The organism is Archangium violaceum (genome assembly GCF_016859125.1).
GTDB lineage: Bacteria > Myxococcota > Myxococcia > Myxococcales > Myxococcaceae > Archangium > Archangium violaceum_A.
The window spans coordinates 9,859,972-9,885,059 of sequence record NZ_CP069338.1; the positions used below are offsets into that span (position 1 = coordinate 9,859,972).

A 25,088-nucleotide genomic window follows, 5' to 3' on the forward strand; every position below is an offset into this window, starting at 1 on the left:
CGGGCTTCCAGAGCCAACAGCTCGCGCCTGGAGAGGACCGCGAGCCCTCACAAACACCAGAAAAGAGACACCCGGCTCGTAGCTTTCCAACACGATGATGCGCGTCGAGGTCTCGAGAACTGCTGGCATGGCTCCTGCTCTGTGTTCTCGACAGCCGAGCAAGCCGACATTACTCTGCCGCGCCATGACAGGACCGGCCAGATCCGACAATTCAACCGTGGAGGCACCCATGTCGAGCGCAGCTCCCACGCTTGACCGCAACCTGGTCAGCCCGCAGAACATGCTCAACCCGTTCCCGCTCTATCAGTACCTGCGCGAGAACGAACCGGTGCACTGGTCCGACGCGGTCCACGCATGGTTCCTCACCCGTTACGACGACGTGATGGCGGCCTACCGTGATCCGCGCATGAGCGCCAACCGGGCGAAGCTCTTCGAGTACCAGGTCCAGGGCTTGAGCCCGGACATCACGCGCGAGTTCATGCAGACCGTCCGCAACCAGATGTTCATGCGGGATGGTCCGGAGCACGTGCGGCTGCGTCGGCAGACGGGCATGGGCTTCACGCCCCAGCGGCTGGATGAGTTGCGGCCGACCGTCCACCGCATCATGCGCGAGCTGCTGGAGCAGCTGGCGTCGCGGCACGAGATGGATCTGGTGAAGGATCTCGCCTATCCGCTGCCCGCGCTCGCCATCGCCGAGCTGCTCGGCGTGCCGCCCGAGGATCGTGATCGCTTCTGGGTCTGGTCGGAGCACCTGGCCTTGTACAGCTCGCCTCCCGTGGGCGCCGACTCGCAGTTGCTGGCCAGCAACGCCAACAAGACCATGGTGGAGATGAAGGAGTACCTGCTCCCCATCATCGAGCATCGCCGTCAATCGCCTGGCACGGACGGACTGAGCCAGATGCTCCTGGCGCAGGAGCAGGGGAAGATGACCCCGGAAGAGCTGGTGGCCAACGCCTGCCTCATCCTGTTCGCCGGGCACACCACCACCACGGATCAGCTCAGCAACGGCGTGTACGATCTGCTGACCCACCCGGATCAGTTCCAGATGCTCCGGGAGGACATGGGGCTGTTGCGCTCGGCGGTGGAGGAGATGCTGCGCTACACCACGTCGGTGCCCGCCATCACTCGGATCGCCTCCGAGGACATCCAGATGCACGGGAAGACGATCCGCAAGGGCGACATGGTCTTCCTGGTGATGGCCGCCGCCAACCGGGATCCCTCGGTCTTCCCGGATCCGGAGCGCTTCGACATCACCCGCGACAGCTACCACCAGAAGCACATCTCGTTCGGCTTCGGCGCGCACCACTGCATGGGCGCGGGCCTGGCGCGCCGCGAGCTGGAGATCGGCATCTCCATGCTGCTGGAGCGCCTGCCCAACCTGCGCCTGGACGAGACGAAGCCTCCCCAGGTCAAGTGCCACGGTCTGTCCTTCCGCGGCTTCGACTCGCTGCCCGTGCGCTGGTGAAGCGAGGGACCGGAGGGGAGCCGTACTCCCCTCCCCTCACAACTCCACGAGGCCCGCGCGCAGGGCCAGCACCACCGCCTCCACGTGCGAGTTGACGCCCATCTTCTTGTAGATGTGGGACAGGTGCGTGCGCACCGTGCGCCGCTCCAGCGTCATCACCCGGCCCACCTCGGCGTTGGACAGGCCCTTGGCCACGTAGCGCAGCACGTCGAACTCGGCCGGGGTGAGGCCCCAGGGGTTCTGCTTCTCCGCCTCGGGCGGCTTCGCCTGGATGGACTGGAAGTAGTTCCAGAAGCGTCGTGCGATGAGGGGCTCGAGCACCGTGCCGCCCTCCATCACCTCGCGGATGCCCGAGCGGATCTTCTCCGGCCCCACCCGCTTCACCAGGTAGCCCGAGGCCCCCGCTTGAATCGCCTCGTACACCTTCTGCTCGTCCTCGAAGGACGTGAGGATGAGCACCTCCACCTCGGGCGCGCGGCGCTTCACCCGCCGCGTCACTTCGATCCCGTTGAGGCCCGGTAGCTCCAGATCCAACAGCACCAGCTGCGGGCGCACCCGGACCAGTTCCTCCACCGCCTGCTCCCCATCCTGGGAGCTACCCACCACCTCCAGCTCCGGGAAGCTCCCCAGCACCTTGAGGAGGTTGCGCAAGAGGGTCGGCTGATCCTCGACGACGAAGACGCGGGTCCGGTCCATGGCCTCAGCGGTGGAGAGAGTCATTGAAGAGCTGCTGCAGCTTCCTGTGCTCGCCGCGCTCCAGGCTCACCTGGAACACCTCGCGGTGCCGCGGCACGCCAATCGTCTCGATGATGATCTCACGGGTGCCCGACCTCACCGGGTAGCGAACCAGGGGCAGGTTGCGCTTCACCCGCACGCCATCGATGTACGCGCGTGCCGGACGGTTGGCCTCGAGCGACAGGTACGCGACGCCGGGCTTGGGGGAGTCCTCGCGCGTCCCCGGGGTGGACACCACCACCGGCTCCGCTGGAGGGCTGTGCCTGGGCTTGGAGGGCTCCGGCGGCGGCGTGGAAGGTTCATCGTGCAGGTACTGCTCCACGGCGCCACTGACCGCGGACACCTTGGGATCCGTCTCGAGCTGGGGCCGCTGTGAGAACCGCCACAGCGCGAAGGCGAAGCACACCGCGCCCACGAGCGCGATGGCGCCCGCCACGGCCAACATCCGGCGCCGGCGCCGCGCGTCCTCCTGGAGGTTGCGCTCCTCGGTGAAGAGGCGCCGCTGGGACACCGCCGCCTTGACCTCGGGCGACGTGGGCGGGGGCATGGGGATGTACGAGCGATCCGGCTCGGCCGTCGTGGGCGGCTGCTCGGACACGTGCCCGCGCACCAGGGACGGAGGCACGCGCGCCCGCGTCACCGTCCCCTCGGGGACGCGCGAGCGGATCACCGTCCCCTCGATCTTCTCGGTGTCGATCCGGTCCTCGGCATCTCCCGCCGGAGAGGGGGCCTCGGATGGAGACTCGGGACGGGAGTAGTCCTCCACCACGCGCAGGCGGGGATGCTTGCCCACGCGCGTGCCTTCCCTCGCCGCCGCGGCGGCGCCCCCGAGCACGGGCCCCCGGCGCGGCTTGGGCGGAGCCGCCCCCGGAGGCGCCACCCAGGTCTGCTCGTCATCCCCCGGCGGAGCGCTCCGGCCCGCCTCGGAAGACGCCTTGGCGCTGACGTGGGTGGGCTCGAGGACCTCCTCCTTCGGAGGGTCGCCCGTGAAGACATGGGTGGAGTCGAGGACGCGGCGATCCATCGCGGGCCCCGGCACCACGGTGGGCTCGGGCAGGTAGTCGTCGAAGGCGGGCGGGGCCTCCATGGTGTCCGCCTCGCTGAGGGCGGGGCTGAAGGAGGGCCGCACCACCACGGACTTGTCCAATGCATCCGCGCTCACCTGGGCCAGCGACACACCGGAGATGGGCGTGAGCGTGAAGCGCTCGGAGAACGGCACCGGACCGAGCCCGACGGACACTTCGTTGGGGAAGAGCTCGGCCACGAAGCGGCGCGAGTCCTCGGCACCGGGCAGGCCTCCGTTGGTGGAGAGGAAGTTGCGCAGCGAGCCGGCGAACTCGGCGCAGGAGCGGAACCGCCTCGTGGGCGTGGCCTCCAGCGCGCGCAGGATGATGGGATCCAACCGCGCATGGAGGCGCCGATCCAGGCGGCTGGGCGGAGGCAGACCGGCGCGGCGGGTGCTGACACCTCCGTCGGGGACGACGGCCTCGCGCAGGGTGAGCAGCTCGTAGGCCATGGCGCCCATGGAGTAGATGTCCGAGAGCACGTCGGGCATGTCACCCCGGCCCACCTCGGGGGCGCGATAGGCGCTGCGGCCGCGGCCCACGAAGGCGCGCTTGAGCTCCGGCACCCCCATGAGCGCCTGGAGCGCACCGAAGTCACACACGGCGGGCAGGCCGGCGCGCGACAGCAGCACGTTGCCCGGGGTGATGGCGCCGTGGACGACGCCGACCGCGTGGGCCCGCTCCACGGACTCGAGCAGCTGGATGATGAGGTGGAGCGCGACGGGCGGCGGGAGGAGGACCTCCTTGGAGTTGAGCCGCTGCAGCGCGGTGCCCAGGGTGTGGCCATCCACGGACTCGCGCACCACGGCGAGCCGGTTCTTCACGAAGCCCATGTCGAGGACGTGGAGGACGCCCTCGGGGTGCAGCGGGTTGAGGACGCTGTACGTCTGGGCCAGCACGGCGGCGTAGCGCGGATCCGACGTCTTCGGGTGGAAGAGCTTGATGACGACCCTGGCGCCACCCGGCTCCTGGACGGCCTCGTAGAGATCGGCGAGCTCTCCGGCTTCGATGCGGCCGGTCAACCGGTAGGCGCTGCTCATCCCTTCCTCTTCCGGGGCCGGACGGCGTCGAACAGGAACCCGCACCAGACGCAGGCCTCGCCCCGGCGTCCCTGGGGGAACTCCAGCGTGCAGCCCGGGCAACGGGGACGAGCCCGGCCGCCTCCCCTGGGAGCGGCCGTCTGACGGCGCACCCGACCGGAGGAGGCCCCCTTGGAACGCGTACGCCCGGCCACGACGGCGCCGCGCACCAACACCTCGAGCCGGCGGACACGGTCCTCCAGGGCCTCGATTCGGGCGGACAGCCGCGCGTGGATCTCTGCGTCGGACGGGGGGCGTCTGGCGGGCGATCGCATGCGGACCCGCGAGCGTGCCACGTCGGCTCGGCGGCCCGCAAGGAGGACTGGCCATATGGATGGTGCCGCCCGAGGACCGCGTGTTATGTCTGTCTGTCCTGTGTCACCGAAACTCTCACCGACCGGACCCATCCCCGGGAGCCCGACGACCTCGGATCCCCTACATGGCAGCTTCCGCTCCTCGCGCAATCGAGCCCACGCCGAGGACGCCGAGCGCCGCGCCCAGAGCCTCTTCGCGGATCTCGAGCTCGCCCGCCTGCTGAGCGTCCCCCGGGTACACACCCGCGAGGTGCCACGCGCGCGGGACATCTTCGTCAACCGAAACCTGCGCATGACCAGCGTCGAGCTCATCGGCTTCGACATGGACTACACGCTGGCCATCTATCACATGCGCCGGCTGGAGCAGCTCGCGTACGACATGACGCTCGCCAAGCTCGTCTCCGAGCGGGGCTACCCGACGGTGATTGGCCAGCTGCAGTACGACCACCACTTCGTGATCCGCGGGTTGGCGGTCGACAAGACGAACGGCAACCTGCTGAAGATGGACCGCTTCGGCTACGTGGGGCGGGCCTGGCACGGGCTGAGGCCGCTCGAGCGCGAGGTGTGGAAGAATCTCTACCGCAACCAGCGGGTGCAGCTGAAGAACCCCCAGTTCGCGTGGATCGATACGCTCTTCGCCCTGCCCGAGGCCTGGCTGTTCGCGGGCATCATCGAGCTGCTGGAGTCGCTGGGGCAGCGCGTGGACTACGGCAAGCTGTACGACGACATCCGCGACGCCATCGACACGGTGCACCGGGACAACTCGCTCAAGCGCGAGGTGCGCAAGGAACTGGGCCGCTACATCTTCCAGGATCCGGAGCTGGGCCCCGCGCTGCACAAGCTGCGCTCGGGCGGCAAGCGGCTGTTCCTGCTGACGAACTCGGCGTGGGACTACACGGACGCGGTGATGCGCTACCTGCTGGACGGGCAGCTGGCGGAGTACCCGAGCTGGCGCAACTACTTCGACTACATCGTGACGCTGGCCGCGAAGCCGGCGTTCTTCTCCGAGCAGCGGCCCTTCCTGGAGCTGGAGACGGCCGGGCCAGGCGAGGAGGCGCGCGTGGTGGGCGAAGCTACCCACCTGGAGCGCGGCAAGGTGTACCAGGGCGGCAACCTGCAGCAGTTCGAGCGGCAGACGGGCTACGCGGGCGAGAGCGTGCTGTACGTGGGCGATCACATCTACGGGGACATCCTCAAGTCGAAGAAGTCCTCGCTGTGGCGCACGTGCATGATCGTCCAGGAGATCGAGGACGAGATCACCTACACGGACGGGCAGCGGGAGCGCATCGAGAAGCTGTCCGAGGTGGAGCTGGCGCGGGAGCGGCTGGACGACGCGGTGGCGCACCACAAGGGCGTGCTGAACGCGCTGGACCGGAGGATCGACCGCGGGGAGCTGACGGCCGAGGAGTTGGCGCGGCTGGAAGAGGAGCGGCGCGGGACGAAGGTGGAGCTGGACAAGCTGCGCTGGGCCCTGCGGGAGGCGACGGAGATCGCCGACACGCTGGAGCTCGAGGTGGAGGAAGGCTTCAACCCGTACTGGGGACTGCTCTTCAAGGAGGGGCACGAGAACAGCCGCTTCGGCGAGCAGGTGGAGCGCTACGCGTGCCTGTACACGAGCCGGGTGTCGAACTTCCTGCACGACTCGCCGATGCAGTACTACCGCTCACCGCGCGAGCTGATGCCGCACGAGATGGCCGGCTCGTGGTCGGCGAAGCTGTCGCTGGTGGGCAGCGAGGGCCCTCCCAAGGGCGAGCGCGAGCGCTGAGACCCCTCCCCCGCCCCGGGGACTCCTGAATCCGAGGGCTGGAAAGACAAACGGCCGGGTTCCCCGAAGGGAGCCCGGCCGTTGTCGTATCCCTCTGCGTGAGGGACGAAGCGACTACTTCTTCAGCTTGCTCGCCATCACGTCGCCGAGGCGGGCCTTGGAGCCCTCGGCCTGGCGGCGGAGGTACTCGCGGTAGTCCTCGCCCTCGCCGATCAGGGCCTTCATCGACAGGGCCACCTTCCGGTCCTGGGTGTTGATGTCGATGATCTTGACCTCGACCTCCTGGCCCTCGTTCACCACGTCACGCGGGTTCTCGACGCGCTCCTCCTTCAGCTCGGAGACGTGCACGAGGCCCTCGATGCCGGGCTCGATCTCCACGAAGGCGCCGAAGTCCGTCACCTTGGTGACCTTGCCCTTCACGCGGCTGCCCACCGGGGTGCGCTCGGACAGGGTGTCCCAGGGATCCGGCTGGAGCTGCTTGATGCCCAGGCTGAAGCGCTCGTTCTCGACGTCGATGTTGAGCACCACCGCCTCGACCTCGTCGCCCTTCTTGAACATCTCGCCCGGGTGCTTGATGCGCTGGGTCCACGAGATGTCGGACACGTGCACCAGGCCGTCCACGCCCTCCTCGACGCCGACGAACACGCCGAAGTCGGTGACGTTGCGGATCTGACCCTTGATGACGGAGCCGATCGGGTACTTGTCCTCGAGCAGCGTCCAGGGGTTCTGCTCGATCTGCTTCATGCCCAGGGCAATCCGCTTGGCCTTCGGATCGATGTCGAGGACGACGGCCTCGACCTCCTGGCCCACCTCCAGCATCTTGCTCGGGTGCTTGAGGCGCTTGGTCCAGGACATCTCGGACACGTGCACCAGACCCTCGACGCCCTGCTCGATCTCGATGAACGCGCCGTAGTCGGTGATGGAGACGACCTTGCCGCGCACGCGGGTGCCGACCGGGTACTTCTCGTCGGCGCGGTGCCACGGATCCTCCTGGATCTGCTTGAGGCCGAGGCTGACGCGCTCCTGGGTGGGGTCGAACTTGAGGACGACGACCCGGACCTCGTCACCCACGTTGAACATCTCGCTGGGGTGACCGATGCGGCCCCAGGACATGTCGGTGATGTGCAGGAGGCCGTCGATGCCGCCGAGGTCGATGAAGGCGCCGTAGTCGGTGAGGTTCTTGACCACGCCCTTGAGGACCGCACCCTCCTTGAGATTCTTGAGGGTCTCCTTCTTCATCTCCTCGCGCTGCTTCTCGAGCAGCACGCGGCGGGAGAGCACGATGTTGCCGCGCTTCTTGTTGAACTTGATGACCTTGAACTCGAATTCCTTCGAGATGTACTGGTCGAGGTTGCGCACCGGGCGGATATCCACCTGGCTGCCGGGGAGGAACGCCTTCACGCCGATGTCGACGGAGAGGCCACCCTTCACGCGGCCCACGATGGTGCCCTTGACGATCTCATCGCGCTCGCAGGCGGCGCTGATCTCGTCCCAGATGCGCATCTTGTCGGCCTTCTCCTTGGAGAGGACGACCATGCCGGTATCGTTCTCGCGGCTCTCCAGGAGGACCTCGACAGGGTCGCCCGCCTTGACGGAGACCTCGCCGCGAGGGCTGGTGAACTCGGAGATCGGAACCTGGCCCTCGGACTTGTAGCCGATGTCGACGATGGCGTAGTCCTTGGTCACCTGAACGACGGTGCCCTTGACGATCTCGCCTTCCTTGAGGATGCCTTCACCGCCACGCTCCTTGAGCGAGGCCTCGAACATCGCGGCAAAATCCTCGTCGCCGACATCTCCGATCTGCTGGTTCACATTCTGCTGCATGAGATTGGGAGTCCTTCGAAACGGTACTGCTGCCCCCGGTTGTGGACGGCAGTCACTCGCGGGGAGCTACGAGTGACCCGCGAGCCAACCCCACAACGGGGTTGACTCGAAGCCGCGCACCCTAGACACCGGTTACACCGGCAGTCAAGCGAGCGCGGGGTACTTGTTTACAGTCTTGATAATGCGGCTCCGGGTGGGAGGGGACCCCCGCCACCCCAGAGTGCCTGTCCCACGGGCCAGGTCGCCAGGCCTCCGGGCGCCTACCGGAGGACAAGGTGCTACCTCCATGGGTAGTCGCGCCATCGCCCCGGCGCACGAGGGGCGCGGACCTCCGCCAGCAGAGCGGGCGGTCAGTCGAGGAGCTTGAACGTCTCGCGGGCGATCACCAGCCGCTGAACCTCGCTGGTTCCCTCGTAGATGGTCTGCACCCGGGCATCCCGGAAGTAGCGCTCCACGGGGAACTCGTCGATGTAGCCGTAGCCGCCGTGGATCTGCACCGTCTTGTCCACCGCCCGGTTGGACATCTCGCTGGCGTACAGCTTCGCCATGGAGGCCTCGCGGGTGAACGGCTGGCCCTCGTCCTTGAGGAACGCCGCCCGGTACGTCAACAGCTCGGCCGCCTGGAGCTCGGTGGCCATGTTGGCCAGCATGAAGCGCAGGCCCTGGAACTCGCCAATGGGCTGACCGAAGGCCTTGCGGTCCTTCGCGTACCGGATGGAGGCCTCCAGCGCCGCCCGCGCCACGCCACACGCCTGCGAGGCGATGCCGATACGCCCGCCGTCCAGCGCGATCATCGCCAGCTTGAAGCCGTCGCCCTCCTTGCCCAGGAGGTTCTCCGCGGGGATCTCCATGTCCTCGAAGGTGAGGCTCACGGTGTTGGACGAGCGCAGGCCCATCTTGTCCTCATGCTTGCCGACGATGAGGCCCTTCGTCCCACCCTCCACGATGAAGGCGGAGATGCCCTTGCTCCCCTGCCCTCCCGTGAGCGCCCACACCACCATCACGCCCGCGTAGGCGCCGGAGGTGATCCACTGCTTGCTGCCGTTGAGGACCCACTTGTCCCCGCGCCGCACCGCCGTGGTGCGCATGGCGCGCGGATCCGAGCCCGCGTGCGGCTCGGAGAGCGCGAACGAGCCCACCACCGCCTCGCCCGAGGTGATGCGCGTGACGTACTTCTGGCGCTGCGCCTCGGTGCCGAACTTCTGGATGAGCTCGGCGCACATGTTGGTGACGGCCATGGCCACCGAGGTGGAGGCGCACGCGGCGGCCATCTCCATCATCGCCAGGGAGTAGGCGACGACGCCCGCCTCGGCGCCGCCGTACTGGGAGGGGATGTTCACCCCCATGAGCCCCAGGGAGGCCAGCTCCTTGAAGAGCTCGGTGGGGAAGATCTCCTCCTTGTCGAATCTGCGCGCCTGGGGCGCCACCCGCTCCCGCGCGAACTTGCGCGCGGTGTCGCGGATGAGCGTCTGCGTCTCGGTGAGCTCGAGGTTCACGGAAGGGGTCCTACTTGATGGCCTTGAGGTTGAACGGATACTCGATGGGGTACTCGCGCCGGTCCGGCGGCTGCGGGAAGTTGATGCCGGAGAGCACGTTCACCACGCACTCGTGCAGGCGCGGGTTCTTCAGCGTCGTGCCCGCCTTGGCGACCTTGGCGTTGCGCACGAAGCCGTCCGTCGTGATGGTGAAGGTCGTCATGATGCGACCCTCCTCCACCGCGCTGCCCTTCGTCGCGAGGATCTCCTCGTAGCACTCCTGGATGTCGAAGGCGTAGTACTCCATGACCATGCGGATGGAGTCCGGAGTGAAGGGCAGCCGGTTGATGTCCGGCGGCGGAGGCCGGACCGGGCCCGCCGCCTTCTTCTTCTCCTGCGCGGGGGCGGACGCCTCGGTACCGGTCTCCTTCTGGGCCGAGCCCTTCTTGCCGGGCGAGCCCTGCGCGAACGCCAGGCCCGACCCGAGCAACACCACCACCGCGAACAGGGAACGCTTCATTTCGACTCCTCAGTCCTTCAACAGGTTGGCCGAGATGACGATGCGCTGGATCTCGCTCGTCCCCTCGTAGATCTCCGTGATGCGCGCGTCGCGCACGTGGCGCTCGACGTCCATCTCCTTGGAGTAGCCCATGCCACCGTGCACCTGCAGGGCCTTGTTGGCCACACGGCTGGCCATCTCGCTGGCGTACACCTTGGCCATGGCGCTCTCGGCGGAGTGGCGCACGCCCTTGTCCTTGAGCATCGCCGCTCGCAGCACGAGCAGCCGGGCCGCGTCGATCTCCGTGGCCATGTCGGCGATCATGAACTGGATGGCCTGGTGCTCGCGGATGGGCTTGCCGAACGTCTTTCGCTCGCCCGAGTAGCGCACCGCCTCCTCGAAGGCCGCGCGGGCGATGCCGAGGGCCTGCGAGGCGATGCCGATGCGCCCGCCATCCAGCGTGCTCATGGCGATCTTGAAGCCATCGCCCTCCTTGCCCAGGAGGTTCCTGGCCGGCACGCGCATGTCCTCGAAGAACATGCTGCACGAGTGCGCGGCGCTGATGCCCATCTTCTTGTCCGGCTCGGCGCGGATGAAGCCCGGCGTGTTGGTGGGCACCAGGAACGCGGAGATGCCCTTGTTGCCCGCCTCCTTGTTCGTCATCGTGAACAGCACGATGGCGTCCGCCCGGGGGCCGTTGGTGATCCAGTTCTTCGAGCCGTTGATGATGTACTCGTCACCCTTGCGCACGGCCGTGGTCTTCTGGGAGGCCGCGTCGCTGCCCGCCTCGGGCTCGGTGAGGCCGAAGCAGCCCAGTTTTTCGCCCCGGGCGAAGGGCGTGAGGAACTCCGCCTTCTGCTCCTCGGTGCCGAACTTCATCACCGGATCGCAGTAGAGCGAGTTGTTCACGCTCATGATGACGCCGGTGGAGGCGCAGCCGCGGCTGATCTCCTCCATGGCCAGCGCGTAGCACACGTTGTCCAGCCCCGCGCCGCCGTACTGCTCCGGCACCGCCACGCCGAGCAGCGACAGCTCGGCCAGCTTCTTCACCGCCTCGACGGGCCACTGGTGCGTCTCGTCCCACTTCCGGGCGTTGGGGGTCAGCTCGCGCGAGGCGAACTCGCGGCACATCCGCTGGATCTCGCGCTGGATGTCGCTCAGCTCGAAGTTCATGGCACTCCTGGGGAAAGGGCGCGGAGGTACATAGTACGGGCATGCCTCCTGGGATCAGGGATTGCAAGAGGGGCGGGCAAGCGCCAATTGCCGCGCCCATTAGCCGTCCCGGGGCTCCCGGGTGTTTCTGGCCGCCTACCTGCCAGTGAAGGCGGCGGTACGCTTCTCCAGGAAGGCCTTCATGCCCTCCTTCTGGTCCTCCGAGCCGAAGAGCACCGCGAAGCCCTGGCGCTCCAGCTCGTTGGCCGCCCGGAGATCCTGGTCGGCGCCGAACTCGATGACCCGCTTGGCCTGCGACACCGCCAACGGACCGTTCTTGAGGATCTTCCCCGCCACCGCCTTGCAGTGGGCCAGGAGCTGATCCGCCGGCAGCACGTCGAGCACCAGGCCGATCTCCTTCGCCTTGGCCGCGTCCAGGCGCTCACCCGAGAAGACGAGCTCCTTCGCGCGCATCTTGCCCACCACGCGGGTGAGGCGCTGCGTGCCGCCGAAGCCCGGAATCACGCCGAGGGTCACCTCGGGCAGCCCCAGCTTCGCCTTCTCCGAGGCGTAGATGAGATCGCACGCGAGGGCGAGCTCACAGCCACCGCCGAGCGCGAAGCCGTTCACCGCGGCGATGGTGGGGATGGGGAGCTGCTCGAGCGTGTGGAAGACGCGGTGGCCGAGCGCGGCGAACTCGCGCGCCTGCGCCGCGGTGATGGAGACCATCTCCGCGATGTCCGCGCCCGCCACGAAGGCCTTGTCGCCGCCGCCCGTGACGATGAGCGCACGGGTCGTGGGAGGAAGGGCGTTGAGCGCGGATTCGATCTCCTGGAGCGTCTTGCTGTTGAGGGCGTTGAGCGCCTTGGGACGATCGATGGTGAGGATCGCGATGGCGTCCTCGGTCTCCAGCCGGATGTTCTCGTAGGCCATGTCGGGGATTGCCTCGTCCTAGTACTTGTAGAAACCGCGACCGCTCTTCTTGCCGTACCAGCCGGCGTCCACGTACTGCCGCAGCAGCGGGCTCGGGCGGTACTTGTCGTCACCCAGCCCCTTGTGGAGCACCTCGGCGATGTAGAGCACCGTGTCCAGGCCGATGAAGTCCGCCAGCTGCAGCGGGCCCATGGGCTGGTTGGTGCCCAGCTTCATCGCCGTGTCGATGTCCTCCGCCGTGCCCAGGCCCTCCATCAGCGCGAAGCAGGCCTCGTTCAGCATGGGGATGAGGATGCGGTTCACGATGAAGCCCGGGAAGTCCTTGGACACCACCGTGGTCTTCCCCATCTTCTCCGCCAGCGCCCGCGTCGTCTGGTACGTCGCGTCCGACGTCGCCGCGCCCCGGATCAGCTCCACCAGTTGCATCAGCGGCACCGGGTTCATGAAGTGCATCCCGATCACGTTCTCCGGGCGCTTCGTCGCCGCGGCGATGCGGGTGATGGGGATGGACGAGGTGTTGGTGGCCAGGATGCCGCCCGGCTTCACCACGCCGTCCAGCTCCACGAAGATGCGGCGCTTGAGCTCCTCGTTCTCCGTCACCGCCTCGATGGCGAAGTCCACGTCCTTCACCTCGGTGGCGCTGGTGGAGGTCGCCAGGTTCGTGTTCGCCGCCTCGAGCCGGGCCGCGTCCAGCTTGCCCTTCTCCACCAGCTTCTTCAGGCCGGCCTTGATGCGCTCGGCCCCCTTGGCGAGACCCTCCTTCGAGACGTCCACCAGAGTGACCCGCAGGCCCGCCTGCAGCGCGACCTGGGCAATGCCCGACCCCATCTGCCCTGCCCCGACGACGACGATGTGCTCCGTTGCCATGGCGTTTCGAGACCCCTTGCTCGGTAATCGAGGAACCGGGCGCGCTATAGCCCTGGCCCCCCCACCGGTCAACGGCTCGTGGGTACCGGGAGTCCCCGCTCGACGCGCACGTCTTCTTCTCCGAGTGTCAGGCGCTCCACACGTGGGGGCCTGGAAGGTCCACTTTCACCCCGGGCGAACACCCACACCTCGTACGACCCCGCGGGCAGCTCCGTCCTCAGGGTCACCGAGCCCGGCGGCCCCCCCTGGAAGGAGTGCGTCTCGCGCTTCACCAGTTCGCCCTCGGCGTTCTTCACCTGCAGGTCGAGGGCGCGGATCTCGCTCCAGCCCGGGCCCACCAGCCGCCACACCAGCTCGCGCTCGGGCACGTCCGAGCCCTTCCACAGCCACAGGCCCATCGCCACCAGCAGCAGCACGGGGAGCCGCCTCAGCAACGGGTGCTGACGCCAGTTTCGCCGCCCCTCGCCCTCCACGCCGTCACTCCTTCTTCGAGGCGGACTTCTTGCCGCCGCGGCGCGTGTTCAGCTCGGTGACGACCACCTTGGAGCGCGCCGGCTCGCCCTGCTCCGCGTCCTCGCCACGGTCCGGAACCAGACGGATCTGCGCCTTCACCTCGATGGTCATCCCCGACATCAGCTTGAGGAACTCGTCGCGCAGCTTCTCCGACTGGAGGAAGCGCCGCAGCTCCTCGGAGACCACCCGGCCCACCTCGTCCTTCGTCTTCTCCGCCTGCCCGAGGATGTAGCCGAGCGCCTCCTTGGGCAGCTTCAGCTGGCCGGCCAGCGAACGGATGCCCTCCTCCGTCATGAAGAGGGCACCCAGACCCGCCACCGCCACCTTGCGCACGAACTCGGGCACGAACCCCGGGCGGGAACCCTCCTTCCCCGGCTCGTCGCCGAGCAGCGGATCGAAGTCGTTGTCGGGTTCCTTGCCGGTTGTCATGGGGGTCCTCGGTGGGGGTCGCGGGGGATCCTCAGCTTACAACGGGGAGCTTCACCGCCACCCGCATGTTCTCGGTGGACACGCGGCCCGCGATGTTGCGCGCCATCGCCCTGAAGGCCTGGGCCTCGGGGCTGTCCGGCGCGCTGAGCACCACCGGCACGCCCGCGTCACCCGACTCGCGGATCTTCAGATCCAGGGGGATTTCGCCCAGGAACGGGATGCTGAACATCTGCGCCGCCTTGTGGCCGCCGCCCTGGTTGAAGATGGGCGTGGCCTTGGAGCAGTGCGGGCACACGAACTGGCTCATGTTCTCCACGATGCCCAGCACCGGGATGTGCACCTTGTCGAACATCTGCTTGGCGCGCACCACGTCCGCCAGCGCCACGTCCTGCGGCGTCGTCACCAGCACCGCGCCCGCCGCCCTCACCGACTGCGACAGCGACAGCGCCACGTCACCCGTGCCCGGCGGCAGATCCAGCACCAGGTAGTCCAGCTCGCCCCAGCGCACGTCCCGCACCAGCTGCATCAGCGCCCCGTGCAGCATGGGCCCGCGCCAGATGAGCGCCTGATCCGCCTCCACCAGGAAGCCGATCGACATCACCTTCAGCCCGTGCTTCTCCAGCGGGAGCAGCGACTTGCCATCCGGGCTCACCGGCTTCTCGGTGATGCCCGTCATCAACGGCACGGACGGACCGTAGAAGTCCGCGTCCAGCAGGCCCACCTTCGCGCCCTCGCGCGCCAGCGCCGCCGCCAGGTTCACCGACACCGTGCTCTTGCCCACACCGCCCTTGCCGGCGCCCACGAGGATCACGTTCTTCACCTGCGGCAGCATCGCCTGGCCCTGCGGCCCGCCCATGCCCACCGGCGCCGAACGCACCTGCGCGCCCCACTCGATGTCGAACGTCTTCAGCCCCGGCACCTGCTTCAGCGCCGCCTCGGCGTCCGCCTGGATCTTTCCCTTCAGCGGGCAGGCCGGCGTGGTCAGCTCGATCTTGAGCTTCGCCTTGTCGCCCTCCACGCGGATGTCCTTCACCATCCCGGCCTTCACGAGGTCGATGTGCAGCTCGGGATCCATCACCTTCGACATCGCCGCGAGGATGTCGCGCTCGGAAACGCTCATCTGAGTACCTGAATCCTTTTGGAACCCGGGAGGTGGGGTCCCCTCTCGGAAGGGCGCGGAATAGCCAGCGGCCCGGATCGTGTCAACCTCCTCTAATCGCCCGCGCTCCGGGTCGCATGTCTTCTCATTCGAGCGCCGCCACCCGGTACTCGCCTGCCTCCCGCACCAGTCGCACCCCGTGCTCCTTCCCGAGCGGGAACTCCGCCTCCGAGCCCGTCACCCGCGCCTGCCCCTTCAGCGCGAGCCTCGCCCGGCGCACCCGCTCGGCCGCCAGGGGCTCGCGCTCGAAGTCCTCGCGCAGACGCTCGGGGGTGTAGCGAACACGCAACGGCTCACTCAGCAGCGACCAGGCCGTGGTCCAGTCGCTCGCCCCCACCGCGTCCAGGAAGCGTGTCAGGACGGCCCGGGGCGCGTCCGCCGACGCCTCCTCGACGACCCGCCAGCCCTCCTTCGCCTGGATCAGCGAGAGGGCGGGCGCCCGCGTCTGGAGCTCCGGAAGGGCCGCGCGCACCTCCGCGGCCCGTGCCTCGCGGACCGAGGCATTCGCGTAGTGCTCGAGGAACGACGGTTGTTCCTCTGGCGGCGCGTTCGTCAGCGCGAGGGCATCCGCCAGCCGATTCTCCTCCAACGCCCGGGCATAGGCCGAGGCCACCTCCCTGGGTCCGGGAGTATGCGCACAACCCGTGACGGCCAGGACGGCCGCGAGAGACAGGGTGGTCAGGGAGAGCCGGAAAGGAGGGGTGGAGGCCATGGGGCGGGTCATCCTTCAAGAAGTGTGGAGCTGGACGGCGCTCGGGGGCCGGCACCTGGCGCAGTAGACGTCGCCCTCATACGCGAAGGCGTCCCGAAGCTGGAGCCCCAACCCGCATGCCGAGCACTTCAGGGGCGAGGCCGCCACCACCGCTCCCGCCGGCCGCGCCTGGGGATTCGTCACCCCCTCCAGCAGCTCGAACTCGCCCGCGTCCAGCCAGACCCCCTCGCAGCGCGGGCACACGTCGATGGGACAGGCGCTCGTCACCACCAACGTCAGCCGCGAACCACAGCTCGGACAGGCCACCGGCTCGCTCCGGCACGTGGGGCACACGGTCTGTTCGCGAGCCACCAGATGACCCCGCCTCCGGCACCGAGAGGGCGCCTGCCTCGCCGCCGCCAGGAACGTGCGCGCCGGAGGCCGATCCGGAAACCGATCCAGCTCGCCCCGGTCGAACCACAGCCCGTGACAGCGGGGACAGGTATCCACTTCCACGTCGGAGACACGCAGGGGCCGCAGGGGCTCGTTCTCGCAGAGGGGACAGTGGCGCGCCATGCGGGCCCGGAGGTTACTCGAAGCGCTCCCCTTCCCCGAAACCCTGAAGACTCCAGGCCGTCGGGCAGAAAGCATATGTCCCCGCGTGCGAGCCCCCCAGCAGCAGCTTCAGCAGCGAGAAGCGCCGGCCTTCGCCCCCGTACACCTGGAGCTCGAAGCGCCCCGGCACCTTCGCCAGCTCCATCGCGCGCCGGCACGCCTCCTCGAAGCCCTCCGTCCGGTCCACCAGCCCCGCCGCGAGCGCCCGCGTGCCGCTGTACACCCGCCCCTCCCCCAGCGCGTGGATCTCCTCCTTCGTCCGGCCCCGCGCCTTCGCCACGTGCTCGAGGAACGCCTGGTACGTCTCCTCCACCTCGGCCTCCATCAAGACCCGCTCGTGCTCGGTGAAGCCCCGCGTGGACGAGTAGATGCCCGCGTTCTCCCCCCGGGTGATGAGCGTGCGGTGCACCCCCAGCTTCTCCATCAACCCCGAGGTGTCGAACTTCCCCGCGAACACGCCGATGGAGCCCACGATGGCGTGCGGCGTGGCCCAGATCTCCTTCGCCCCCAGCGCCGCCATGTAGCCACCACTCGCCGCCACCCGGTCCACGAAGGCGATGACCGGCTTCTTCCTCGCCACCCGCTGCACCGCCTCCAGGATGATCTCCGAGGCCACCGCCGAGCCTCCCGAGCTCGACACGAACAGCACCACCGCCCTGGCCCTCCGGTTCCGCCCCGCCGCGCGCAGCGCCTTCACCACCGACTCCGAGCCCGCCATCTGGCCCGTCACCCCCGCCCCGCCCTTCCCCGTGACGATCATCCCCGACACCGGCACCACCGCCAGCCGGGGCAGGGGCCTCAACCGGCGCCAGCGCACCAGCGGCCACGGCAGCCTCGCCCGGTACATCGGCATCGGCCCCAGACCCTCCTCCTCGTCCTCCGCGTCCTTTCCCTCCGCGCCCTTTCCGCTCAGCCGCTCGGGCAGCGCCGCCTCGTCACACACCCCGTCGATGAGCCCCTCCGCCGCCGCGCGTCTGGCGCTGTAGGGGCCTCCGTCGATCCACGCCCTCACCTGCTCCGGCGTGCGCCGCCGCCCCTTCGCGAGGGTGTCCACCAGCTCGGCGTACCGCTCGTCCAGGAAGGACTCCAGGACCTCCCGTTGGATGTTCGACACGTGCGGGAGCGTGAAGAGCTCGGGCATCGTCTTGTACTCGCCCCGCCGGAAGAAGTGCGCCTGGACGCCGAGCCGCCCGAGCCCCTCGCCCACCGCCATGGCCTCCGCCGCGTAGCCCACCAGCTCCAGCCGCCCCGCCGGGGACAGCAGCGCCTCGTCCGCCGCGCACATCACCTGGTACCCCAGGTTGTCCACGCCCACCGCCCAGGCCACCACCCGCTTGCCCGCTCCCCGGAAGCCCTCGAGCAGCTTCACCAGCACGTCCCGCTTCGCCGGCGGCACCGCCAGGTCCTCCAGCTCCAGGAGGATGCCCTTCACCTTCGGGTCCTTCGCCAGCAGCTCCAGCGCCTCGCGGAAGGCCTCCAACGAGGTCACCGTGGCCGGCTCCGGACGGTTCTGCCCCCCCAGCAACCCCAGACTCCGCCGCCGGGGCAGCTCCCGGTACGGGATATCCCCCGTCAGCCGGAACCGGACGTACGCGGGCCTGCCGCGGGTCCCCATCAGACGGAAGGGCAGACCCAACAGGTGCCGCAGGAACAACAACAGGTTGATCAGGGGAACGAAGAGGAGGCGCACGATCCGCGCCTAATGGACCGTCGGGGATGACGCAAGCCTTGTTCTGCGCACCTGTAAGGTCGTGGTAGGCTGCGCGCCCATGCGCCTGCCCTCCTTCTCGCATCTGCTGGTCGTCTTCGTGCTCGTCACTGGCGGCGCCGCCCTGGCACAGCGGCGGCAACTCCATGAGTTCCAGGGTGAGGAGATGACCCAGGAGGAGCGTGAAGCCGCTCGCTCCCGTCCGAAGTACAACATCAACGCCTACGGCAAGGACATCCAGATCAAGGAAGAGCCCATTCCCTGGAAGGCCATCGGCCTGGCGTGCATCGCGTTCCTGGTGACCGCGCCCTTCGCCTGGCGCATCTACAAGGGCACCACCAAGGAGATCGCCGAGGCCAACGTGTTCGGCGTCTCGAGCGCCCGCGTCGCCGAGGGTGACGACGAGCAGGCGTAGCGCGCGCCGAGGGGCTCCCACTTGATGTTCGGGGTGACGCTGCTGCGCCATGACGTGGCGCGAGCCGCCGCCCAGCGCATCGCCTCCGAGCCCCGGCTGGTGCGCCCCGAGGTCGGCGGCGAGGACGACCCGGGCACCTTCCTTCCCGAGCGCTTCTTCGTGCTCCAGGACGAGGTGCGCATGCGGGCCCAGGCCGTCGCGGCCTCCGCCGAGAAGCGTGACGACAAGGCGCTCGCCGAGAGCTACGGCCTGCTCGTGCAGACGTGTGTCTCCTGTCATTCGGTGTACCTGAAGCCCGAGTGAGCGCGTTCCCCTGGCATCAGGCCAGGTGTTGAAGCCCGCGGCCGCCCGCATGCCGCGCGGGCAGGAACCCAGGCGTCCACACACAGTGTTGTTTCTTCGGGGACGCCCCCCTCCGATGGTAGATCCTGGCGGCTCACGCCCCCCCTCGTGATGAGCGAGCCTCGAGACTCCACCGAGCACGCACAGCCAGAAGCGAGCAGACCCCCCATGAAAACGGCAGTCGCCCTGCGCATGGAGGAGCCTCCCCGGTCCTCCCATCCGGGCCTCGATGACGAGGCCTTCGCCCGTGACCTCCAAGCCCTCCGCATGGAGATGGAGGCGTCGCTCGGACCCGAGGACCTCGCGCACTTCCGGAAGATTCAGCGCTGGGGCCGCGTGTGTTCGGCGCTCGGCTATGCGACGGCCTGGATCGCGCCCAATCCCCTCTCCGCGCTGCTCATCGCGCAGGGCAGCACGGCCCGTTGGACGATGATGGCGCACCACGTCACGCACCGCGGCTACGACCGCGTGCCCGGCATGCCCGAGCACTCCACGGGACGCCACTTCGCCACCGGGTGGCGCCGCTTCATCGACTGGCCGGATTGGATCCACCCCGACGCCTGGCGGCACGAGCACAACGCGCTCCACCACGGGCGCACCGGCGAGACGGCGGATCCGGATCTGGTGGAGGAGAACACCGAGTGGCTGCGCCGCTCCTCCATGCCCCTGGTGGCGAAGTACGCGATCGTCGCCTTCTTCGCCTGCACCTGGAAGGTGACGTACTACGCGCCCAACACCTTCCTGGAGTGGCGGCGCGCCGAGCGGCGGCGCGCGGGCCTGCCCGATGATGGCGGCAACCTCCGTCTGTTGACGGCCTTCAATCCACTCACCGCCGAGGGCCGGGACTTCTGGCGGACGTGCCTCCTGCCCTACGCGGGCGTGCGCTTCGCGCTCCTCCCCGCCCTCTTCGCTCCGCTCGGTCCGTGGGCCGTGTTCTGCGTGTTCGCCAACAGCGTCCTCGCCGAGGTGCTCACGAACATCCAGAGCTTCGTGCTGATCGCGCCGAACCACGCGGGCGAGGATCTCTACCGGTTCCACGGCCGCGCCGAGGGCCACGCGGAGTTCTGCGTGCGGCAGGTAGTCGGCTCGGCGAACTACGCCACCGGTGGCGACGTGGTCGACTTCCTCCACGGCTGGCTCAACTACCAGATCGAGCACCACCTCTGGCCGAGCCTGCCCATGAGCAAGTACCAGCAGATCCAACCCCGGGTGAAGGCGCTGTGCGAGAAGCACGGCGTGCCCTACGTGCAGGAGAGCGTCTTCCGCCGCGTGAAGAAGCTCGTCGACATCATGGTGGGCCGGACCTCGATGCGCACGCTGCCCACGCCGGGCCGGTGATGAGGGGTCTTCTGATGGGCGCCGTGCTGCTGGCCGGCTGTGCCACGCAGGCGCCCATGAGGCCACCGCCCGGAGGCCGCTACGCCCAGTCCACGGACTCGGCGACGAGTGGCTGCCTGCGCAACCCCGCCTGCTACACCACCGCGCCGGGCGAGGAGGCCCGTCCTCCCGTGGGTGTCGCGCGCCGTGGAAACGGCCAGGGCGCTCGCCACCCTCAAGGAGTTCCTCGAAGAAACCGACCTGCGCCTCGTCGAGCAGCTGCTCATCGAGTGCGCCAGGGAGGCGGACTTCCAGGTCAACGAGCGGGAATACGGCAAGGGAAAAGCCCCGGACGACGCCGAGTGCGACAGGGTGGTCGGCTACGACAACAATGGGAGCAAAGTGACGCGGGCCATGGAGCTCGGGACGATGAAACACGAGGCCGCCTTCGCCTGTGTCCGGCAGCGGCTCCTCACGCGCTTCCCGGAGAACATCTCGATCGAACCCCGCTATTCACCTGGCCCGGCGCCAAGGCAATCCGTTCTGACCGACCAATGGACGGGCTCTCTCAAGCCAGACATCGTCCTGCACTTCGCGCGCAATCCCACCAGGGTTCAGTGCATCTTCGATTTCAAGTTTCCCTGTACGCTCGCGAGCAAAAGCAACCCACTTGGCCCAAAGAGTTCTGATGTGCGCGCGCAACTGAGGAAATACGACGCACTGGGTGGCAACTGCCCCTCGGGCATCGTAACGCCCCAGCTTGGAATCAGCCCATGATCGAACACTATCCCCGTATCCGCCGCTACGGACCCACCAGACAGGGAGAGCAACTGCTCATCAGAGAGGTCGTCCACCTCGTCTTCTACATGCCTCATGACCATGTGAATCTGGCAACTGGGGTGAGCAGGGCCCTCGATAGCTACATACGCGCCGTGGGGGAGGGACCCGAAACCGTCTGCGGCTGGGCTCCCGGTGGCGGTGAGTACGCCTTCCTGAATGCAGAACAGTGGGCTCGTATTCGACACTTGCTGCGTCCAGACCGGCTCGTCCGCTTCGCCGATGATCATGATAGGGATTTCCTCGATCAGATGGTGAAGAGTGGCTTCGAGACGTACCTCTGCATCGATGGAGACCCCTCGAATCCCACCAGCTATAGCTTCACGTATTGTGCCCGCCTGCCATGGCGTTCTCCTCCTGAAGGCAGCGTGAGCGTGTTGAGCGCCACCCTTCCCACGGAGTACCTTGAGCAGCACGGTCCGGGACGGGTGCGGGAGCTGGCCCTGGAGATGGCTTCTCCTTTGCGGTTCTCCACGGGCCATGCGGGCCTGGCTTTCGAGTTCCTGGGCTCTCGCACCCGCCATCTATCCGAGATCCGTGAGGAACTCTTCCGCTACCCAGGGCTGGACGTGCCCCGCTGGGGACTTCTGTGTCGACAGGGCACGCGCGTGGATGGTGTGCACTGGCTCAACTTCCTCGGCCGGCCGGTGCTGGGCGAGGTGGGCGGCGCGGCGGGCTTGCGCTCCCGGCTTCACTCCCCCGGAACCACCGTGCAGGAGATGGAGGGCGAGCGCGCCCTGGTGACGCTGGGGCCATGGCCCGAGGCTGGAGATCTGACTCAGGGCCTCGACCTGCCCGCCTACCGCGAGCTCGCGCGCGTGCTGGAGCCCTGGTCGGAGGCATTCTCCCCCGGCTTCGTCAACTCCTGGCGGGGCTACTCGGAGGAGGACGTCCGGCGGTGGTGGCGCCGCTTCCTCGACTGACTCACCCCGCTCCGCGCCACGACTGGAGCCAGGGCCGCCACTCCGACTACTGTCTCCTCTCGTGTCCGGCCCTCGACCGAAGACGTGCGACGCCTGCGGGCGCGGTATCGCCCCGAGCGCGGTGTACTACCGCTTCACCCTCGTCCTCGAAGGTGAGCAGGACGTGCTGGACCCTTCTGGAGGAGGAAGCGCGGGAGAGGATCTCGCCGCGCTCCTGAAGCAGCTCGAGGAAGGGCCGGAGTCGCCCCAGGAACTGGAGGATCAGGTGCACTGGGAGCGCAGCGGAGTCGTGTGCTCGGCGTGCCGCTCCATGGTGGTGCGCACGCTGGCCGCGCCCCCGGAGCCAGCCAGACCCCACTGAGCCCCCCGCCGGCACCCCGGCTCAGGAGGCCGTCTCGGAGCCCTCCCTCGACACATCGAGCCGGTCGAAGGCATGGCCCAGGCCCACCACGCCCAGTGCCACCTCGGCCACGAGCACCAGCGCCGCGACGAGTCCCGCGAAGGGGAACGCCCACACGCCGAAGCCCAGGAGCCGGTCCAGCCCGAAGCCCACCAGGGCCGCCACGAGCGCCGCGGGCAGCAGCCCCACCAACAGCACCACCAGCGTACCCGCCAGCGTCAGCAACCGCTGTCCGAGCGCCTCGAGACCGCGCACCCGCTCGCCCTCGGGTGGCAGCCACGCCGGGAAGAGCACCACCGCCGCGTTCTGCACGAAGAGGCCCCCGAGCGACACCGCCGGCAGCACCCAGAGCGCGCCCAGGCCGGCCGCCACCCACAACTCCGTCCGCTCGCCCCCCTGCCACGCCGCGAGCACCACCACCAGCAGGACGAGCCCCATCTGCGTCACCCCGAGCAGCAATGCCGGCGCGGCGAGCTCCGCCGCCACCACCTGCCGCCCGGTGAGCGGCAACGCCCGCAGCTGCTCCAGCCGGGGCAGATCCATCCGCAGGTCCACGCGCACGGCGGACGGGCCGAAGAAGCACAGCACCACCGCGAGCCCTCCGCACATGGGCACCATGAACATGCGCACGTTGGAGAGGATCTCCCCCAGGCTCCCTCCCGAGGACACCGAGGCCACCAGTCCACCCACCAGTCCCGCGACGAGGAGCCGCCCCGCCCCGCCCAGCCGCCGTGCGGCGACGAGGTTCTTCCAGAGGATCGCCACCTCCGGCCGGCCCGTGGACGCGAGCCGGAAGAGCGTCGAGCCCGCACGAATGGGCGTGGGGCGGCCTCCCTGCCGAGAGAGCTGCTCCCGGAGTCGAGCGCGCTCCTCGGCCCGGCGCACCGCGGACTCCTCGAAGGGCACCGCCGCCTTCATCACCCACACGTAGTGCACCGCGAGCAGCCCGAGCGCGAGCGGCAGGGCCTTCAGAAAGGCCCACGCATCCGGCGCGAGCGGCAGGGCCACCAGCAACCGTCCCGGCCACAGCGCCGGTGAGTCCATCAACGCGAGGAGCCACGCCTGGAGCTGTCGGGGATGCGTCAACTCCTGGGGGAAGGGGTGCTCGCGCAACGCGGCCATCCCCGCGCCGATCATCAGGGCGATCACCGCGGAGAGGCCAGCCCAGCGAAGCACCGTCCCCACCCCACCGTGCCGGGCGAGCCTCGTGCGCATGAAGGAGGCCGCCGTCACGTGCAGGTTCACCGTGGCGAGCGTCACCGTGGCGCCGATGAAGAACAAGACGGGATGCGAGCGCACCACGCCGCTCACGAACACGGTGGCGAAGAAGGCACCCACGACCGAGCCCACGAGGCCGCGCGCGAGCTTGTAGTGAAGCAGTCCCCGTCTCGACACGGGCGCGGCGAAGAGCTGCTGGACCTCGGTCTCGTTGAAGGACAGCGAGGGCCGATCCGGCCCCAGCGCCCACGCGGAGAGGATCGTCCCCAGCATCGCGGCCGTGAGCATGAACTGGCTGAAGAGCTGCGCCACCGGAGGAGCCATCCCCTCCCGTCCGGGATGGCCCAGCCGCCGCAGGAAGACGGAGTACAGGTACAGCCCCCCCACCATCGCTCCCACGAGGTACTTCGGCTGACGCAGGCGCTGGATCTGGCGGATCACCCGGTTGCGCGCCGAGGCCACCCAGAGGAACGCCACCGCACGAGGGAAGCTCACGAGGTCTCCCGCTCCTGCCGGGACTCGGGAGCCGCGCTGGTGATGCGGATGAACAGCTCCTCCAGCGACGCACCCGCTCCCTCCGGGCCACTGAGGTGCGCGCGGATGTCCGCGAGCGTCCCCAGCGCCACCACCCGCCCCCCGGCGATGACAAGGATGCGGTGGCACAGCTCCTCCACCAGCGGCAGCAGGTGCGAGGAGAGCACCAGCGCCGTCCCCTCCTCCGCGCGCCGGCGCAACGAAGCCTTCATGCGGCGGATGGCCAGCGGATCCAATCCCGTGAGAGGCTCGTCCAGGATGATGAGCCGGGGCGAGTGCAGGAAGCCGCACGCGATGGACAGCTTCTGCTTCATCCCGCGCGACAGCTCTCCGGGCAGGGCCTTTTCCTTGTTGGCCAGCTCCATCTCGTCGAGCAGCGCCCGGGCCCGCGCCTCCCAGTCCTCCACCCCGTACAGCCGGGCCACGAAGTTCAGGTGCTCCCAGACGGTGAGGTACTCGAAGAGGCGCGGCTCATCGGGCAGGAACGCCAGGGCCCGCTTGGCCGCCACGGGGGCACTCGCCAGATCATTCCCGGCCACCCCCACGCGCCCGGCCGATAGAGGCAGGATGCCCGCCAGGCAGCGCAGCGTGGTCGTCTTCCCCGCCCCATTGGGCCCCACCAGCCCGAGCACCTCGCCGGGAGCGACCTGGAACGTCAACCCCTGCACGGCCCTCACGTCGCCGTAGGTCTTCTCCAGGCCCTGCACCTCCAGGACCGGCGCCGTCATCGGGACTTCACTCATGAGACACAAAATACGCGCCCGCTGGGATGGATTCCAATGAAGGGGTAGACCGGTAGGGTACGCCCCTCCTGG

24 protein-coding genes are annotated in these 25,088 nt (G+C 68.6%); 8 read left to right on the forward strand and 16 right to left on the reverse strand.

Annotated elements, in window-relative coordinates; genetic code table 11:
- Positions 1 to 229 precede the first annotated feature (229 nt).
- Complete coding sequence (locus JQX13_RS41675) at positions 230 to 1,465, forward strand: cytochrome P450 (protein ID WP_203404967.1); 1,236 nt, start codon at positions 230 to 232, stop codon at positions 1,463 to 1,465.
- Between the two features lie 36 nt (positions 1,466 to 1,501).
- On the opposite strand, the gene JQX13_RS41680 is transcribed toward JQX13_RS41675, so the two are convergent.
- Together JQX13_RS41680 and JQX13_RS41685 are read right to left on the reverse strand one after the other, a co-directional pair.
- On the reverse strand, positions 1,502 to 2,161 hold the full coding sequence (locus JQX13_RS41680) for a response regulator (protein ID WP_203412450.1): 660 nt from the start codon (positions 2,159 to 2,161) through the stop codon (positions 1,502 to 1,504).
- 4 nt (positions 2,162 to 2,165) lie between these two features.
- Positions 2,166 to 4,304 carry a serine/threonine protein kinase gene (locus JQX13_RS41685; RefSeq protein ID WP_203404969.1) on the reverse strand — a complete coding sequence of 713 codons (2,139 nt, stop codon included), beginning with the start codon at positions 4,302 to 4,304 and terminating at the stop codon, positions 2,166 to 2,168.
- Between the two features lie 399 nt (positions 4,305 to 4,703).
- On the opposite strand from JQX13_RS41685, the gene JQX13_RS41690 reads away from it, so the two are divergent.
- Positions 4,704 to 6,422 carry an HAD-IG family 5'-nucleotidase gene (locus JQX13_RS41690; RefSeq protein WP_203404970.1) on the forward strand — a complete coding sequence of 573 codons (1,719 nt, stop codon included), beginning with the start codon at positions 4,704 to 4,706 and terminating at the stop codon, positions 6,420 to 6,422.
- Between the two features lie 114 nt (positions 6,423 to 6,536).
- Here the strand turns inward: JQX13_RS41690 and JQX13_RS41695 are convergent, their stop codons facing one another.
- The 12 genes from JQX13_RS41695 to sppA form a co-directional block, all read right to left on the reverse strand.
- On the reverse strand, positions 6,537 to 8,246 hold the full coding sequence (locus JQX13_RS41695) for a 30S ribosomal protein S1 (RefSeq protein ID WP_203404972.1): 1,710 nt from the start codon (positions 8,244 to 8,246) through the stop codon (positions 6,537 to 6,539).
- Positions 8,247 to 8,596: 350 nt separating this feature from the next.
- Positions 8,597 to 9,742: an acyl-CoA dehydrogenase family protein gene (locus JQX13_RS41700; RefSeq protein ID WP_203404974.1), complete on the reverse strand. Its 1,146-nt coding sequence runs from the start codon at positions 9,740 to 9,742 to the stop codon at positions 8,597 to 8,599.
- A 10-nt stretch (positions 9,743 to 9,752) separates the two neighbouring features.
- Complete coding sequence (locus tag JQX13_RS41705; protein ID WP_203404976.1) at positions 9,753 to 10,241, reverse strand: AgmX/PglI C-terminal domain-containing protein; 489 nt, start codon at positions 10,239 to 10,241, stop codon at positions 9,753 to 9,755.
- Between the two features lie 9 nt (positions 10,242 to 10,250).
- Positions 10,251 to 11,393, reverse strand: a complete 1,143-nt coding sequence (locus JQX13_RS41710; protein ID WP_203404978.1) for an acyl-CoA dehydrogenase — start codon at positions 11,391 to 11,393, stop codon at positions 10,251 to 10,253.
- Between the two features lie 135 nt (positions 11,394 to 11,528).
- Positions 11,529 to 12,305, reverse strand: a complete 777-nt coding sequence (locus JQX13_RS41715; RefSeq protein WP_203404980.1) for an enoyl-CoA hydratase-related protein — start codon at positions 12,303 to 12,305, stop codon at positions 11,529 to 11,531.
- 18 nt (positions 12,306 to 12,323) lie between these two features.
- A complete protein-coding gene (locus JQX13_RS41720; RefSeq protein ID WP_203404982.1) occupies positions 12,324 to 13,172 on the reverse strand; it encodes a 3-hydroxyacyl-CoA dehydrogenase family protein in 849 nt (282 codons plus the stop codon).
- Between the two features lie 68 nt (positions 13,173 to 13,240).
- The gene (locus JQX13_RS41725; protein ID WP_203404983.1) at positions 13,241 to 13,645 is read right to left on the reverse strand and encodes a hypothetical protein; all 405 of its coding nucleotides are present in this window, start codon (positions 13,643 to 13,645) and stop codon (positions 13,241 to 13,243) included.
- 4 nt (positions 13,646 to 13,649) lie between these two features.
- Positions 13,650 to 14,114 (reverse strand): hypothetical protein, encoded by a 465-nt coding sequence (locus JQX13_RS41730; protein ID WP_203404984.1) that lies wholly within the window; start codon positions 14,112 to 14,114, stop codon positions 13,650 to 13,652.
- A gap of 31 nt (positions 14,115 to 14,145) precedes the next feature.
- Complete coding sequence (locus JQX13_RS41735; RefSeq protein ID WP_203404985.1) at positions 14,146 to 15,234, reverse strand: Mrp/NBP35 family ATP-binding protein; 1,089 nt, start codon at positions 15,232 to 15,234, stop codon at positions 14,146 to 14,148.
- Between the two features lie 124 nt (positions 15,235 to 15,358).
- The gene (locus JQX13_RS41740; RefSeq protein ID WP_239014168.1) at positions 15,359 to 15,985 is read right to left on the reverse strand and encodes a hypothetical protein; all 627 of its coding nucleotides are present in this window, start codon (positions 15,983 to 15,985) and stop codon (positions 15,359 to 15,361) included.
- A 15-nt stretch (positions 15,986 to 16,000) separates the two neighbouring features.
- Entirely contained in the window at positions 16,001 to 16,540 is a 540-nt protein-coding gene (locus JQX13_RS41745) for a zf-TFIIB domain-containing protein (RefSeq protein WP_203404987.1), read from the reverse strand.
- A gap of 13 nt (positions 16,541 to 16,553) precedes the next feature.
- A complete protein-coding gene (gene sppA, locus JQX13_RS41750; RefSeq protein WP_239014169.1) occupies positions 16,554 to 18,269 on the reverse strand; it encodes a signal peptide peptidase SppA in 1,716 nt (571 codons plus the stop codon).
- Between the two features lie 79 nt (positions 18,270 to 18,348).
- Here sppA and JQX13_RS41755 point away from each other — a divergent pair, with 79 nt between their 5' ends.
- The 6 genes from JQX13_RS41755 (at position 18,349) to JQX13_RS41780 (ending at position 22,482) form a co-directional block, all read left to right on the forward strand.
- The gene (locus JQX13_RS41755; RefSeq protein ID WP_203404988.1) at positions 18,349 to 18,702 is read left to right on the forward strand and encodes a hypothetical protein; all 354 of its coding nucleotides are present in this window, start codon (positions 18,349 to 18,351) and stop codon (positions 18,700 to 18,702) included.
- Between the two features lie 21 nt (positions 18,703 to 18,723).
- Entirely contained in the window at positions 18,724 to 19,005 is a 282-nt protein-coding gene (locus tag JQX13_RS41760) for a cytochrome c (protein WP_239014170.1), read from the forward strand.
- Positions 19,006 to 19,212: 207 nt separating this feature from the next.
- A complete protein-coding gene (locus JQX13_RS41765) occupies positions 19,213 to 20,382 on the forward strand; it encodes a fatty acid desaturase family protein (RefSeq protein ID WP_203404989.1) in 1,170 nt (389 codons plus the stop codon).
- Positions 20,383 to 20,568: 186 nt separating this feature from the next.
- A complete protein-coding gene (locus tag JQX13_RS41770; RefSeq protein ID WP_239014171.1) occupies positions 20,569 to 21,138 on the forward strand; it encodes a hypothetical protein in 570 nt (189 codons plus the stop codon).
- Complete coding sequence (locus JQX13_RS41775) at positions 21,135 to 22,121, forward strand: type VI immunity family protein (protein ID WP_239014172.1); 987 nt, start codon at positions 21,135 to 21,137, stop codon at positions 22,119 to 22,121. Before JQX13_RS41770 ends, JQX13_RS41775 begins: the two co-directional genes overlap by 4 nt.
- 61 nt (positions 22,122 to 22,182) lie before the next feature.
- Entirely contained in the window at positions 22,183 to 22,482 is a 300-nt protein-coding gene (locus JQX13_RS41780; protein WP_203404991.1) for a hypothetical protein, read from the forward strand.
- 21 nt (positions 22,483 to 22,503) lie between these two features.
- On the opposite strand, the gene JQX13_RS41785 is transcribed toward JQX13_RS41780, so the two are convergent.
- Both JQX13_RS41785 and JQX13_RS41790 read right to left on the reverse strand, forming a co-directional pair.
- Positions 22,504 to 24,234 carry a putative ABC exporter domain-containing protein gene (locus JQX13_RS41785; RefSeq protein WP_203404992.1) on the reverse strand — a complete coding sequence of 577 codons (1,731 nt, stop codon included), beginning with the start codon at positions 24,232 to 24,234 and terminating at the stop codon, positions 22,504 to 22,506.
- Positions 24,231 to 25,001: an ABC transporter ATP-binding protein gene (locus tag JQX13_RS41790; RefSeq protein ID WP_239014173.1), complete on the reverse strand. Its 771-nt coding sequence runs from the start codon at positions 24,999 to 25,001 to the stop codon at positions 24,231 to 24,233. The genes JQX13_RS41785 and JQX13_RS41790 overlap by 4 nt, the downstream gene beginning before the upstream one ends.
- Positions 25,002 to 25,088 lie beyond the last annotated feature (87 nt).